The sequence below is a fragment of the Achromobacter semiaridum genome (genome assembly GCF_053543755.1).
This window is the reverse complement of the sequence record NZ_JBLVOL010000026.1, coordinates 1-13,876: the sequence shown is the minus strand read 5'-3', so window position 1 is coordinate 13,876 and position 13,876 is coordinate 1. Positions and strand designations below refer to the sequence as shown.

The following is a 13,876-nucleotide window of genomic DNA, read 5'->3' as shown; positions in this document are numbered from 1 at the left end:
CCTAACCACAATCCCTTAAGAATTTTACGGCCGCGTCTACTGCAGAACGATCGCGAAGAATTTTTCTATGGCCCTGTTTACTTGTTGAGTGCAGCCTCGAATCGCGGGATCGCCTGGCCAGTAATATTGCATGATCTATAGGTACTTCCAAGTCGTCAGAGTCGTGAATGATAAGCACTGAGCCGGGTACATCGGCGATAAGCCTCTCTGGCGCAAGAGACTGCCAAGTCCACGAATTTTTAAACTTATTCTGCAAATGCAGACGCATTTGTTCTATAGAGGACTGTGATATTCGAAAGAACTTCGCAAACTGCTCTGTGATATATATGGCATCGGAAAAGCAACTTATGAGTATTAAATTTGATTTCGGCAAACCAAGCTTGGCAGTCGCAAGCAATGTACAGCCAGCGCCAAAGGAATGGGAAATTACTGTGTCGGCGTTTCCAATAAATCGATTGGCCTCGACAATGGATTCTGCGAAATCGAACATATCTGTGGTCTTGCCTGATGACTCACCATGGGCCGGTCCGTCCAAAGAATACACGGTATAACCTTCGTGCATTAGAGCTATTGCAAAGCTTCCTAGATGAGTACCCCGGCTTCCCCAGCCATGAACCAGGAGAGCCTTTTTATCTCCCTTGCCATGCTCAAGCAGGCGTATTTTCTTTTCGCCAATGTAAAGGTTGTGCGGTACTCCTTTTTCGGCGAACTCGCGCTCCCACTTGCTCGCCCGTATTCTTGGAGGGCGAAGGAATACATTCAACGCGACGCGTCCGGCGAGTCTGGGAGACAATTTTCCCAATGCAACGAAACAGCTTCGAAGAATGTATACATAGCATCTGATGCCGAAGGGGCTTGATCTCAAGCTTTCCTCAGTTAGCATGTTGTTCTCCGTTTATTTTCACTTTTCGGGGTTTTTTTGTATTGCCGTCCTTCTGCTAATATCGAAGTAGGAACCGGCCTAAGATCCCATACAATCCGTAGACGTTCCAATAACTTCAAACCGATATACGTGAGATCCAGTTCCCACCAATAAAATCCAGCTTTTGCCGCGCTCATGTATCGATGGTGATTGTTGTGCCAAGAGGCTCCAAGAGTGGGAAGCGCAAGAAGCACTGAATTTGTAGTTGAGTCGTTTGTGTGAAAGCGTCGCCTGTTAAAAATTCCAACAGACCTGTTGTGTACAAGCGTGTTAATCGAAAATGTCGCGTGGAGTGAGAGAACAGTAGGGATAACAAAAATCCATATTGCTGCAGTAAAGCCCATGCCCTCGCTACCTAATAAGTCGGTATATTCGCCTACGCAGAACGTGGCCGCTAGGGAAATATATGGAAATAAATAATGATACTTGTTAACCCATACGAGCTCAGGATATTTGGAGAGGTCTTTAGCGGCATCTAAGTCCGTGTCAAGACTCGCTTGGTCGATGACCCATCCCATGTGTGCAAACCAGAATCCCCTTTGTACGGGCGAATGAGGGTCTTCGGGTTGGTCAGAAAATCTATGATGGGTCCTGTGCTTCGAGGCCCACCATATTGGGCCCCGCTGCGCGCCAGCGGCCGCCAGAATTGCAAGAAGCAGCTGGAAGAGCCTAGACGTCTTGTAAGAACGGTGTGAAAAATAACGATGAGAACCGGCTTCCCAAACGAAGACACGAAAAAAGTAGGCGACCAACGCAAGAGCTGCGATAAGCCAACTCACAGGGACAAAGAAAGCCCCGATGCATGCTATATGAATCAGCCACACTCTGGCTTTTACTATGGACAAGCGCTCGCCTTTTTGGACGCCGGTATTACGCATCGTTCCTCCGCTCAGATGTTTGTGGTTTGAGGGGTTTGGGCGGCAGTAATGTACGACACCAAATCCCCTAGTGTGTCTATCTTTGAAGCGACCTCTCCGTCAAACTGGACGTTAAACTCATCCTCAATTCGCATTACCAGCTCGAGGCTATCGAGAGAGTCCACACCTAGATCCCTGCGAAGTGATTTTTCTAAAGTCAATTCATGTGGATTCTTTCCAAGGCTAAGTTCTGCAAGGGCAATTACTGCCGCCGCAATTTTTTCTTTGGGCATTTAGTTGTTTCCGCTGCTGGGGAGTAAATTTTTGATTTCTTTTAAAAGTTGCTTGGGTATTCGTGCAGGCATGAAGGTTTTTGGGTTGATGAAGGCCCCAATTTGTTTAGAATAAATACTATCCTCCGAATGGTTCTGGTTAATAAACTGAAAAACGAGCGTCCATTGAATATGCGATACGGATTGGATCCAACAGTTTCCTATAATGCTGTCGCCATAGCGTACCGGCCGCAGGTACTTAATGGTGGATTCGGATATTACAGACAGGTTTGCCGGTAGCCCATGCGCGAAAGCTGGGAAGAGAACTCTCATCAATTCAACTCGCAGGTCTTCCATCCACCGAGGGGCGACTGTGTTGCTGAGAAATCCAGTGAAATCTACTTCGTAAGGCTTCGGTAAGAAAATACGAGATACTTTTGCGTCATGGTTTGCTGAACTCGCGAACTGGTCAATCATTGGAGCCCACGCGGACGCAAAGTGGGTGCCATAGTCAATTGAACAAGACTGACGATTCCGTTCTGAAACGCCCGTTCGGCGGCATCGAAGTAGCGCACATAATGAATGTATATATCGGCTCCGAACTTTGCTTTAATCTGACTCTCATTTCTTGTTAATCTTCTCTTCCACTCGTTTAAGGTTCTTGCATAATCAAAGCCGATTTTTTTAAATTCGGTAATTTCATACTTGTCCTGACATCCCGCTAGGATGTCGCTAACGGTTGGCAGGGCCGATCCGGGAAATACGTGTTTTAGCAAATAGCGAGTGTCGCGTATTTCATCTAACGTTTTTGGTGAGCGGGACGTCACGATCGTTTGAAGTCCCAATTGCGCGTCATCTGTGGACACCGAACGGCACCACTCAAAGAATTTGCGATAGACACTTCGGTGGCGATCATTAAATCTGTCTTCGAGCGAAGCGAAATGTTCAAAAGCCCCTACGGATACCAATGAATCGAAACGCTCCTCCGTCACGAAGTCTTCCCAAGAAGTCAATATGGGGTCTATTTCATCTCGATTAAGTGATTTAACGAAATCATATTGATCTTGGCTCAATGTGATGCCGGATGCCCGACGAGCACCTAAGAAGTCCACCGCATACTTCATCATTCCGCCCCATCCACAGCCAATATCCAGAAGTCGCGATCCCTCCTTTACACCGGCGTAGCCGGCCAACCGTGCGAGCTTTGCCGATTGTGCCTCTTCCAAAGAGCGGGCGCCGTTCCAAACAGCGCAACTATATGCCCGGTGTGTGCGATCAAGAAACTCCAAAAAAAAATCTGAGCCGGCATCATAATGGTATGAAATATCGTTTTTTGTAGCCATTTAAGCGCTTGTCTTGATTTGAGAATTCCGATAGTTGCGCAATGCGCGGGGATCCTTAAAGTCGGCTCCAAAGAGGCTTGAGTAATTACCCAAGATTCCTTGTTCCACGCGTCGCTCCCAGTCTTCATTGAAGTCAATTTCCTTGTTGAGCCATATCGACAACCACTCTGGATCGGGCAATCGGCCGTTTACGGTATCTGCTGGATAAAGCTTCTTGTTCACGTGCAGGTTTGTGGGGTGCATTGCTTTGTTGACTCGAGAGTTAGTCATCAATACGCCAATTTTTGAAAAACAGTCTCGGGCGATGATGTTGCTTGACGATAACGCTCTCCGCATATATTCGTAATATGATCGAGCGTGTCTGGCTTCGTCATTGCTCAAAATTTCGTAAATTTTTTTTATTACTGGCTCGGAGTGATGATCGCGTGCACACTTATACCAAAGGTTTAGTCTAACCTCTCCACAAAAATGGAGCGCCAAACTATCCAGAGCGGGCGCAGGATCGAAATCGAATCTAACAGCCGCTAGCTCCGATTCGCTTGGTAAATACTCTGGAGCGAATCTCCGTAGATACTCCAAAAGAACCAGGCTGTGCTTTTGTTCCTCGTAGAACCAGATCGATATAAATGCGCAGAAATCAACGTCATTCGGGTTGTCACGTAGAAACATCTCCGTGGTCGGCATTGAAGACCATTCGAGGATCGCGTTCATTTTTATCCCATGGAGTTGACGGTCGGATATTTTTCGAGCGTCGAATTTATGCCATGGGATATCGGAATGCATATTCCAACGAGCGCGCTCGAGTCTATCGAAAAGCTCTGGGTATAACATGATCGGTCCTTCTCGGTTCTTCGAAGAAGACATTATTCGTTTGTGTCGTCGCTTTCAAGATGGGAATGCATGAGCCGCACCCCATCCGGCAAGATGTGTAGAGGTCAATCATCTCTGAAAAAGGAAGAGGCGCTTCAAGCTGCCTGTTTAATATGTCTTCTATAGACTGTTGCGAGCATATGCAAAACATACTTTTTTATCGCTTATATAGAGTTGTGCCGACAAAGCGCTGTGCGTGTAGCCGCCCATGCAACTCTCTTAGGTCAATCGTTTGCTCTCTATTTCGGCTGCGCTCGGAGTGTGCGGGGTGCTGATAATCTTAAAATTTTCCAATGGCTTATAGAAAATATTCATCGTATCGATCTCCCCATCGATCGCGGGAGAAAGGGCATCAGGAAACGCATGGTGGTTATGGTGCAGGGTCGCGCCGAAGGTCAAAGGGGATAGCCAACTCAGATTCTTTGCGTGGCCGGCAGCGCGAAACTTATTGCTTCCTATCGTGTGGCACAGTCCGTTGATAACAAATTCCGTAATAAAATATCCAACGAAGACTCGAAAACCTCCGAAGTATGCGAAATATTTGAGAGCGGTGTCGGCGCCGCCGTATGCGAACCCAATTGCATACGGGAGCCAGAGGCCGGCCAGCGATACACTGGAAAAATGTCGGTCAAACCACGAAACCATCTTGTCATTTTTCAGATCGTTAGGGAAATTAGATTTAGATGAAACTATCTTCGAGAACTTCCAGCCGATTGATGCCCACCATAGCCCCGCTGTCCATTTAATTATCCAGAATTGGCCAAATTGCAGCGGCGTATGGGGGTCCTTGTGCGGAATGTCGACGTATCTATGGTGACGGACGTGATTTGCTGCCCAGAGAATTATTGGGTCTTGACAGACTAGAGTTCCGAGCAGAGCGAGCAAGCCTCTGAATTTCTGTCCAGTGCGAAATGTTCTATGTGTGAAGTACATATGACATGCCGTATTGACTCCGAACGCGGCTCCCAATATGGCGATGGGCAGGACGTACAGCGCGTCATATGGATTCCTCCACAAGAGCGGTATTGTTATCGCTGTGCCGTAGATTGAAAGAAAGCCAACTAGCGTGAAGTATGAACAACGCCGTATATGTTGCCAGCGGCTTAGGGTGTATATATTTTTGTCAAATTGACAGATTGTGTCTGGCGACGCAAGGGTATTCATATTTGTCCAAGATGGTCCAAGGTTCCGCACGCTTGCTGCGTGGATGCTGCTCAAAATATTGCGGCGTTTGGCTCGAAATTCCTGATCGCACGTGTTTTTTGCTCAATCGTCGGACTTCTATTTGTCCAATTTTGGATTGACGCGTTTTGAACTGGATTGATAACGTAATGATATCGACTAGATACTTACGTAGTAAATCTGATAAGTCTTAAAAATCTGATATTTTTAGTATGGCGCATTCGTGAGTTGGAGGCTGTGCATCGGCGCTCCTAAAGAAATTCCATAGACTTGCCTGTTCTTCTCCACAAAACCATGCTGAGTGCCTACAAGCTGATATTCACAAAAGGCGTTTCGATGCATTTTGATACTTGCATGACGGACGTGGTCCCGACTATTAAGGCAACTTGGGCGAGTTCAAGCACCGAATTTTCGAGAGTCGTTATCGTTCAGGCGCCTCGAATGTTGCGCTTGCTCATGACAGGCCGTAGAGCGAAGGCGGTCATATCAGGCGCAGCACAAAGTCGCGCAGCAAATTCCGTCTCGACGGTGGCGCGGCAGGTTGGCAGGTTTTGGGGCAGAAAGTAGGGCGGACGACGGGCCGAGATGGGCCAACTCCGGTGGTATTTGGCCGTTGTAGGTTTACCAGGCTCGACTGGCAGTCGTCGCTACAACTGGTCCTAGCAAGTAAATGTGGCATTTTCCGTTGATGCTGCGATGGTCGATCACCGCAGCTGGCTGTTCGCCGGAAGCGCTAATGCCCTGCGCGCGGAGGCTCTGCTGTTATTTGCAGTGGTTCCGTGGCCCGACTCGTTTGAGAAATGTATTCCGCTTGCCGGGCAGGTCGTGTCAAAGTGACATGGAGTATCCGGGGGATACGTTGCTCGCGTCGTGCCTAGAGTGTGGGTGTACAGATTCTCGAGCGTTGGTAGATTGAGTCTGCTCTTGTTTCACTCACTGCGGCAGAATTTCGCTGTGAGCTAAAGGACTCACATTAGTGTTGTCAAACTCGAATGGTCCGGACGGAGCAGTCGCTGGCCTGGCACCTCATGCCCGCGATTTTGCGTCGATATGTTTGCCGCAAGTGACCCTAACCCCGAATTAGTCCGGATCAGAAGTAGAGATTTCCGGCTCATTGAGGTTGGTACTTTGGCCGCTGGCCAAGTGCTGGCGCGTGTATTCAGCAGGTGCCTGCCACTTCAGCGCGGAGTGGGGACGAACCTCGTAATAGTAGGTCCGCCAAGCGTCGATTTTCTACTTGGCGTCGGCAAATGATAAGAACCAGTGGCGGTTCAGGCATTCCTGACGGAAGCGGCCATTGCAGGATTCGCACTGTGCATTGTCCGTTGGCTCACCGGTCCAGCTGAAGTCGATTTCCACCCCGTTTTCGTATGCCCATTTGTCCATGGCTTTGGAGGTGAACTCGCTGCCGTTATCGGTTTTGATGATTGGCGGCAAGCCGCGCAGTGCGCATACGCGCCAGCGTCGCCACTACATCGTGACCCCGCAGGTTTTGCCCAATGTCGATGGCCAGACACTCCCTAGTGTAATTGTCGACCAGGGTGTCAGCTAACGCAGGGGCGACGATCGAACAATTGGTCCATGACGAAGTCCGTTCTCCAGATGTCATTGATGGCTTGCGCGACCGCTTTGGGTTGGCGACGTTGCGCCGACTTACTGCGCTTGGGCGCTTGTGCCGCAAGGACAAGCCTTGGTCTCGATACAAACGGTAGACTCGTTTGTGATTGTCTCGATAGCCTTGGCGGCGCAGCATCACGTGTACACGCCGGTATCCGTAGCGAACCCGCGTATGCGCTATCTCGTGGATTCGCATGACCAGCGCGCCACTGTCGCGTCGACACGATTCGTAGCGATACAACGACCTGGAAATCATGACTACGGTGCATGCCTTGGTCACGCCGACGCCGTAGCGCTTCATCAGATCATCCACGAGTACGCGGCGCCGCGAAGGCTTTCAGAGCTTTTTTGCCAGAACGTCCTGCAACATAGCCTTGTCCGACGACAGGCCCGCGACCAAGCGCTTGAGTCCCGCCGAATTTCTTCTTCCAGTTGTAGAAGGTGGCTTCGCTCACGCCCATCTTGCGGCAGGCCTCGGGTACGGCCGTTCCCAGTTCGGCCTGCGATCAGCTTTCAAACCAGTTCAACACCCCATCCAGCCCCGTGACATTTAAGGCAAAGCGCGTCTGCTCGCGCACGACCGGCTTGGCGTGATAGGCCACCGGGAAGCCCGCGGCGCCCAGCATCAGCAGGTCGTTCGCGCCGTCGCCGATGGCGATGATCTGGTCTTGGGTGGCGCCGTGCGTGCGCGCGAATTCGCGCAGGTAGACGGCCTTGGCCTGGGCGTCCAGGATGTCGCCCAGCACGTGGCCCGTCAGCACCCCGTTGTCGATTTCCAGCGTGTTGGCGTGCGAGCTGTCCAGGTTCAAGCGTTCGCGCAGGCGATCGGTGAAGAAGGTGAAGCCGCCCGAGACCAGCAGCACCTTGATGCCCGCGGCTTGCGCGGTGGAAACCAGGCGTTCGGCGCCCGGATTCAGGCGCAGCTTTTCCACATAGACCTGTTCCAGCGCTTCGGCCGGCACGCCCTTGAGCAGCGCGACGCGGCGGCGCAGGCTTTCCGCGAAGTCCTTGATTTCGCCGCGCATGGCGGCTTCGGTAATTTCCGACACCTTGTCTTTGACGCCGACCACGCCGGCGATCTCGTCGATGCATTCGATATTGATCAGCGTGGAATCCATGTCCATCGCCAGCACCTTGCACTGCGACAGTTTCAGCCCGGCGGGCACGAAGGCCACGTCAACGCTGTTGCGGTCGGCCCAGGCCACCACTTCGGCGCGGGTCAGCGCATCGTGCTGCACGTCCAGCAGCCGCGCGGCGGTGTTGCTGATGCGCGCTACGCCCTGGGCCTGGGCCAAAGCGGCCAGCTGTTCCGCGTGTTCGACGGTCAGGCCGGGGGATTGGACGACTAAGTGATGGGTGGTCATAAGAAAAAGGAAGGGTCCGGGGAATTACTTCAAGGCACGCAACACGGCGCGAATGGCGTCTGAACGGGCGGGGATTTGCGCGGCTTTGATCTCAACGCGCAATTTATCCTGTCCTGCCAGTTTGATGTTGCGTTGGCGCTGCACCAGTTCAATGATGCGCGCGGGGTCCACACTGGTCTTGGGGCCGAACTGGATCAGCGCCTGCGTTTCACTGGCGTCGATTTTGACGATGCCCAGCGGTTGCGCCGCCAGACGCAGGCGATGCGTCGTCAGCAGCGTCTGTGCGGCTTCGGGCAGCTTGCCGAAGCGGTCGATCAGTTCTTCCTGGATGTGGATCAGGTCGTCTTCATCGGCCGCGTGGGCCAGGCGCTTGTAGATGCCCAGGCGCGCATGCACGTCGGCGCAATAGTCGGACGGCAGCAGGGCCGGGGCGTGCAGGTTGACTTCGCAAGCCAGGTTGAACGGCGCGTCCAGGTCGGGCTCTTCGCCCGCGCGCAGCGCCCTCACGGCTTCGTTGAGCATCTCGTTGTACATCGAGAAGCCCACTTCCTGGATGTTGCCCGATTGCGAATCGCCCAGCACTTCGCCGGTGCCTCGGATTTCCAGGTCGTGCATGGCCAGGTAGAAGCCGGACCCCAGCTCTTCCATCGCCTGAATGGCCTCCAGGCGCTTCTTGGCATTGCTGGTAATGGCGTCTTCGCCCGGCGTCAGCAGGTAGGCATACGCCTGATGGTGCGAACGGCCCACGCGCCCACGCAGCTGATGCAGCTGCGCCAAGCCGAAGCGGTCGGCGCGGTGGATGACGATGGTGTTGGCGCTGGGCACGTCAATGCCTGTTTCGATGATGGTGGTGCACAGCAGCACGTTGTAGCGCTGCTGATAGAACCCCTTCATCACCTGTTCCAGCTCGCGCTCGGGCATCTGCCCGTGCGCGACCGCGATGCGTGCTTCGGGCACCAGTTCTTCCAGCCGGGCGCGCCGGTTGTGGATGGTCTCGACTTCGTTATGCAGGAAGTAGCACTGGCCGCCGCGCTTGAGCTCGCGCAGCAGCGCTTCGCGCAGCGTGCTGCCGTCTTCGCGGCGCACGAACGTCTTGATGGCCAGGCGCTTTTGCGGCGCGGTGGCGATCACGGAGAAATCCCGGATGCCCTCCAGCGACATGCCCAGCGTGCGCGGAATCGGCGTTGCGGTCAGCGTCAGCACGTCGACTTCGGCCCGCAGCGCCTTCAGCGCTTCTTTCTGGCGCACGCCAAAACGGTGTTCTTCGTCGATGATGACCAGGCCCAGGCGTTTGAACTTCACGTCCTTGGACAGGATCTTGTGCGTGCCGATCACGATGTCGACGCGGCCGTCGTTGATGCCTTCGACGGCGGCCGCCACTTCCTTGGCGGAACGGAAACGCGACAGCTCGACGACGCGCACCGGCCAATCGGCGAAGCGGTCGGAAAACGTCTGCGCGTGCTGTTCGGCCAGCAGCGTGGTCGGGCAGAGCAGGGCGACCTGCTTGCCGTTGGCCACGGCCAGGAAGGCGGCGCGCAAGGCAACTTCCGTTTTGCCGAAACCGACGTCGCCGCACACCAGCCGGTCCATCGGGCGGCCGGAGGTCATGTCGGCAATCACGGCTTCGATGGCGGCGGCCTGGTCCACGGTTTCTTCAAAGCCGAAGCCTTCGGCGAAGGCCTGATAGTCGTTCAGCGGCAAGTTGAACGCAAAGCCCTCGCGCGCGGCGCGCTGCGCATACAGCGCCAGCAGCTCGGCGGCCGTGTCGCGCACCTGCTTGGCGGCCTTGCGGCGGGCCTTGTCCCACTGGCCCGAACCCAGCTGGTGCAACGGCGCGGCATCGGGGTCCGCACCGCTGTAGCGGGCGATCACGTGCAACTGCGATACGGGCACGTACAGCGTGCTGCCGTTGGCGTATTCAAGATGCAGGAATTCCATCTCGCCTTCGCCCATGTCCATGTTGACCAGGCCGTGATAGCGGCCGATGCCGTGCTGGGCGTGGACGACGGGGTCGCCGGCGCGCAGTTCGGACAGGTCGCGCACCATGGCTTCGACGTTGCTGGCCCGTTCCTGGTCGCGCTTGCCTCGGCGCCCGGTGCCCGCGTGGCCCGGGTACAGGTCGTTTTCGGTCAGGAAGGCCAGATTGGCCTGGGGCAGGCCAAAACCCGTGGCCAGCGGCGCGGCCACGATGCCGAAGTTGGCGTCGGACGCCAGAAAGGCTTCGATGGTGTCGGGCTGCGCATCGGGCGTGACGCCGAACTCGTTCAGCATCTGCACCAGCGTCTCGCGCCGACCGGCGGAGTCCGCGCACAGCAGCACCCGGGTCTGACGCGTTTGCACCAGGGCACGAAGTTTGGCGATGGGGTCGTCGGAACGGCGCGCCACGCTGACATCGGGCACGGCGCGAAAGTCCGGGTGCGTGTCACCCGCGGTCAACGACAGGCGGCGGAATTCCTTCAAGCGCGTGTACAGCGTTTCGCTATCCAGGAACAGGGCCGAAGGCGGCAGGACGGGGCGCTCGCGATCGCTTTTCAAGAAGCCGTAGCGGCTGGACGTGTCCTGGTTGAAGCGCTGGATGGCGTCATCGATATCGCCGACGGTCACGGTGACCGTGCCCGTGGTCAGGTAGTCGAACAGCGTGGCGGTTTCTTCGAAGAACAGCGGCAGGTAGTATTCGACGCCGGCGAACGGGATGCCGTTGCCGATGTCCTTGTAGGGCAGGGCGCGCGACGGGTCGCCTTCGAACACTTCACGGAAGCGCGCGCGAAAGCGGGTTCGCGAGTCTTCGTCCATCGGGAATTCGCGCCCGGGCAGCAGCTGCACTTCCCGCACGGGGTACAGGCTGCGCTGCGTGTCCACGTCGAAGCTGCGGATGGTTTCGATTTCGTCATCGAACAGGTCCAGCCGGTAGGGCACGACCGACCCCATCGGGAACAGGTCGATCAGCCCGCCACGCAGGCAGAATTCGCCCGGTGCCGTGACCTGGGTGACGTGGTTGTAGTTGGCCAGCGTCAGCTGCGCGCGCAAGGCGGCTTCGTTCAGCTTGTCTTTCTGCTTGAACGAAAACGTGTAGGCCGCCAGAAACGAGGGCGGGGCCAGCCGATACAGCGCCGTGGTGATCGGCACGGTCAGCACGTCCACCGTCTTCATCATCAGCGAATGCAGGGTATGCAAGCGCTGCGAAATCAAGTCCTGGTGGGGCGAAAAGGCGTCGTAGGGCAGCGTTTCCCAGTCGGGCAGCTGGCGCACGCGCAGGTCAGGGGCAAACAGCTGGATTTCTTCGGCCAGCCGCTGGGCCTCTACCGGTTCGGCCGTCAGGATGACTAACGGCGCCTGCGCCTGCCGGGCCAGATCCGCCAGCAACCAGGCGTCGCCGGAGCCGGGCGGCCGGGGCTGCGCATAGCGCGCGCCGGGTTTCAGCGCGGACAAAGTAGGGGCGGTCGCGGGGACGGGCGGCGCGGCGGTGACGGGGGAAGTGGCGGTGGGCATCAGGGTGGAAGCAGGCATCAAGCGGAAGATTATAAAATCACCGCACCATGTCTGACTCAATCATTGCGATCGTTCCCGCAGCGGGCGTTGGCGCCCGCGCCAGCCAGCCCGGCGTCGAACCCGTTCCCAAGCAATACCGTCCATTGGCCGGACAGCCCATGTTGCGCCATGCGGTGAGTGCGCTGCTGGCCGATGAGCGCGTATCGCAGGTGCGCGTGGCCGTGACGCCCGGCGACGGCTGGGTCGACGCGGCGCTGGCTGGCCTGCCTCGCACGGTCTGGCGGGCCTGCGGGGGGGCCACCCGAGCCGACACCGTGGCAGGCGCCTTGGCCGAAAGCGGCGTGGCCGACGACACGTGGGTGCTGGTGCACGATGCGGCGCGGCCCGGGCTACCCCAGGCCGCCTTGCGCCGCCTGATCGACGCCTGCCTGGCGGACCCCGTGGGCGGCTTGCTGGCGTTACCGGTGGCCGACACCGTCAAGGGCGGTCGCGACCGGGTCGAACGCACGCTGGATCGCAATGGGCTGTGGCTGGCGCAGACCCCCCAAATGTTTCGGGCCGGCGTGCTGCGCGATGCGCTCACGGCGGCCTCTGTGAATGGCGTCACGGTCACCGACGAGGCCTCGGCCCTGGAGGCCGCCGGCTATGCGCCGTTGCTGGTCCCCGGTGCCCTGCGCAACTTCAAGGTGACCTGGCCGGACGATTTTGAACTGATGGAAAAATGGCTATGAGCATTCCTTTTCGCGTCGGGCAGGGCTTTGACGTGCACGCCCTGGTGGCCGGCCGGCCGCTGATCATCGGCGGCGTGACGATCCCGCACACGCACGGCCTGCTGGGCCATTCCGATGCGGACGTGCTGTTGCACGCCATCACCGACGCGCTGCTGGGCGCCGCCGGGCTTGGCGATCTCGGCCGGCATTTCCCGGATACGGACCCGGCCTTCAAGGGCGCGGACAGCCGCGTGCTGCTGCGCGAAGCCATGGCGCGTGTGCGCGCAGCGGGCTGGGCGCCCGTCAACATCGATGCGACTTTGCACGCGCAGGCTCCCAAGATCGGCCCGCACGCACCGGCCATGGTGCGGAACATTGCCGCTGACACGGGCCTGGCCGAGGCCGACGTGAACATCAAGGCCAAGACCAACGAGGGCCTGGGCTACTTGGGCCGCAAGGAAGGCATCGCGGCCACCGTCGTCGCCGTGTTGGCGCGTGTCGACAGTTGAGGCGTGCGCCGGCCCCTTGCGGGGGCTTCATTTACTTTGGCATACATCTTTAACAAATAAATAAGCGGGTCCATATGATTCGGAATATTCTGCGCGCTACTTAAATCGGATCACATGAGATATTCGGATGCATCTACGTGGCGCAGCCCTGCTTTTAGCCCTTGCCGCAGTATGTGCGCCCGCGCACGCGGAATTTGAACAGCAGTTGGGTCCGCTGGCTGGCGGGGTCCGACAGCAGCTGTTGCAGGGTTGGACGGCGGGCTTGCAAGACGGCTGGTTCACCTTGCAGAACAAAGGCACGCCCGGCAGCGAGCAAACGCTGTACGTCACGGCAGGCCCCGCGCCGGAAGCCGGCCGCATCACCGACGTCAATGTGGTCGTCAATTCGCAGAATCCCAAGGCATCCATCGGCGTTGTGATGAACAACCGCGCCACCAAGAGCCTGTGCCTGCTTGAAATCATGGCCGATAAAAACACGAAGCTGTTCTGCCTGGAAGGCCAGAACCGCCGTGATTTCGGCTCTGTCCCGAATGTCGCCAAGCTGGATGGGTCGGACCGCATCAAGGTGGTCGAAGTGCCGGGCGCCGCGCGCTTTATCGTGAATGGCCAGAAGATCGGCGACGTGGCGGACGTGTCCGCGCTGGGCGCCGACATCGGCATCATGGCGTACGACGTCGGCACGTTCGGCATCGCGGATTTTTCCATCACCACCAATCAAGGATCCAAGCAGCCGCCGGCCGC

The 13,876-nt window shown here is 56.6% G+C and carries 11 protein-coding genes and 2 pseudogenes; 3 read left to right on the top strand and 10 right to left on the bottom strand.

Features of this window, described 5'->3' with window-relative positions:
- Nucleotide 1: 1 nt before the first annotated feature.
- From ACNPP0_RS08475 to mfd, 10 genes and pseudogenes are all read right to left on the bottom strand, one after another.
- Nucleotides 2-883 (bottom strand): alpha/beta hydrolase, encoded by an 882-nt coding sequence (locus ACNPP0_RS08475; RefSeq protein ID WP_448705614.1) that lies wholly within the window; start codon nt 881-883, stop codon nt 2-4.
- A complete protein-coding gene (locus tag ACNPP0_RS08470; RefSeq protein WP_448705613.1) occupies nt 877-1,800 on the bottom strand; it encodes an acyl-CoA desaturase in 924 nt (307 codons plus the stop codon). The genes ACNPP0_RS08475 and ACNPP0_RS08470 overlap by 7 nt, the downstream gene beginning before the upstream one ends.
- A gap of 11 nt (nt 1,801-1,811) precedes the next feature.
- Nucleotides 1,812-2,072 carry an acyl carrier protein gene (locus tag ACNPP0_RS08465; RefSeq protein WP_448705612.1) on the bottom strand — a complete coding sequence of 87 codons (261 nt, stop codon included), beginning with the start codon at nt 2,070-2,072 and terminating at the stop codon, nt 1,812-1,814.
- Nucleotides 2,073-2,528, bottom strand: a complete 456-nt coding sequence (locus tag ACNPP0_RS08460; protein ID WP_448705611.1) for an acyl-CoA thioesterase — start codon at nt 2,526-2,528, stop codon at nt 2,073-2,075.
- On the bottom strand, nt 2,525-3,394 hold the full coding sequence (locus tag ACNPP0_RS08455) for a class I SAM-dependent methyltransferase (protein WP_448705610.1): 870 nt from the start codon (nt 3,392-3,394) through the stop codon (nt 2,525-2,527). The genes ACNPP0_RS08460 and ACNPP0_RS08455 overlap by 4 nt, the downstream gene beginning before the upstream one ends.
- Nucleotides 3,395-4,225 (bottom strand): ferritin, encoded by an 831-nt coding sequence (locus ACNPP0_RS08450; RefSeq protein WP_448705609.1) that lies wholly within the window; start codon nt 4,223-4,225, stop codon nt 3,395-3,397.
- A 258-nt stretch (nt 4,226-4,483) separates the two neighbouring features.
- Nucleotides 4,484-5,197: a fatty acid desaturase gene (locus ACNPP0_RS08445; RefSeq protein ID WP_527892390.1), complete on the bottom strand. Its 714-nt coding sequence runs from the start codon at nt 5,195-5,197 to the stop codon at nt 4,484-4,486.
- 1,329 nt (nt 5,198-6,526) lie between these two features.
- Nucleotides 6,527-7,557 (bottom strand): annotated as a pseudogene (locus ACNPP0_RS08440) (IS3 family transposase).
- Between the two features lie 12 nt (nt 7,558-7,569).
- Nucleotides 7,570-8,427, bottom strand: coding sequence for a phosphoserine phosphatase SerB (gene serB / locus ACNPP0_RS08435; protein ID WP_448705607.1), 858 nt, complete (start codon nt 8,425-8,427; stop codon nt 7,570-7,572).
- A gap of 24 nt (nt 8,428-8,451) precedes the next feature.
- The gene (mfd, locus tag ACNPP0_RS08430; protein ID WP_448705606.1) at nt 8,452-11,934 is read right to left on the bottom strand and encodes a transcription-repair coupling factor; all 3,483 of its coding nucleotides are present in this window, start codon (nt 11,932-11,934) and stop codon (nt 8,452-8,454) included.
- Between the two features lie 29 nt (nt 11,935-11,963).
- Here mfd and ispD point away from each other — a divergent pair, with 29 nt between their 5' ends.
- The 3 genes and pseudogenes from ispD to ACNPP0_RS08415 all read left to right on the top strand — a co-directional run.
- Complete coding sequence (gene ispD / locus ACNPP0_RS08425) at nt 11,964-12,647, top strand: 2-C-methyl-D-erythritol 4-phosphate cytidylyltransferase (protein ID WP_104142975.1); 684 nt, start codon at nt 11,964-11,966, stop codon at nt 12,645-12,647.
- Nucleotides 12,644-13,135: a 2-C-methyl-D-erythritol 2,4-cyclodiphosphate synthase gene (gene ispF, locus ACNPP0_RS08420; RefSeq protein ID WP_448705605.1), complete on the top strand. Its 492-nt coding sequence runs from the start codon at nt 12,644-12,646 to the stop codon at nt 13,133-13,135. Before ispD ends, ispF begins: the two co-directional genes overlap by 4 nt.
- Nucleotides 13,136-13,262: 127 nt before the next feature.
- Nucleotides 13,263-13,876: pseudogene (locus tag ACNPP0_RS08415) on the top strand (DUF4344 domain-containing metallopeptidase); the annotation flags it as partial.

Bases quoted from the DNA above. Each gene is read 5' to 3' on its own strand.
- ACNPP0_RS08470 (WP_448705613.1), bottom strand. From the start codon at position 1,800: ATGCGTAATACCGGCGTCCAAAAAGGCGAGCGCTTGTCCATAGTAAAA.
- ACNPP0_RS08445 (WP_527892390.1), bottom strand. From the start codon at position 5,197: ATGTACTTCACACATAGAACATTTCGCACTGGACAGAAATTCAGAGGC.
- ACNPP0_RS08450 (WP_448705609.1), bottom strand. From the start codon at position 4,225: ATGTTATACCCAGAGCTTTTCGATAGACTCGAGCGCGCTCGTTGGAAT.
- serB (WP_448705607.1), bottom strand. From the start codon at position 8,427: ATGACCACCCATCACTTAGTCGTCCAATCCCCCGGCCTGACCGTCGAA.
- ACNPP0_RS08460 (WP_448705611.1), bottom strand. From the start codon at position 2,528: ATGATTGACCAGTTCGCGAGTTCAGCAAACCATGACGCAAAAGTATCT.
- ACNPP0_RS08475 (WP_448705614.1), bottom strand. From the start codon at position 883: ATGCTAACTGAGGAAAGCTTGAGATCAAGCCCCTTCGGCATCAGATGC.
- ispF (WP_448705605.1), top strand. From the start codon at position 12,644: ATGAGCATTCCTTTTCGCGTCGGGCAGGGCTTTGACGTGCACGCCCTG.
- ispD (WP_104142975.1), top strand. From the start codon at position 11,964: ATGTCTGACTCAATCATTGCGATCGTTCCCGCAGCGGGCGTTGGCGCC.
- mfd (WP_448705606.1), bottom strand. From the start codon at position 11,934: ATGCCTGCTTCCACCCTGATGCCCACCGCCACTTCCCCCGTCACCGCC.
- ACNPP0_RS08465 (WP_448705612.1), bottom strand. From the start codon at position 2,072: ATGCCCAAAGAAAAAATTGCGGCGGCAGTAATTGCCCTTGCAGAACTT.
- ACNPP0_RS08455 (WP_448705610.1), bottom strand. From the start codon at position 3,394: ATGGCTACAAAAAACGATATTTCATACCATTATGATGCCGGCTCAGAT.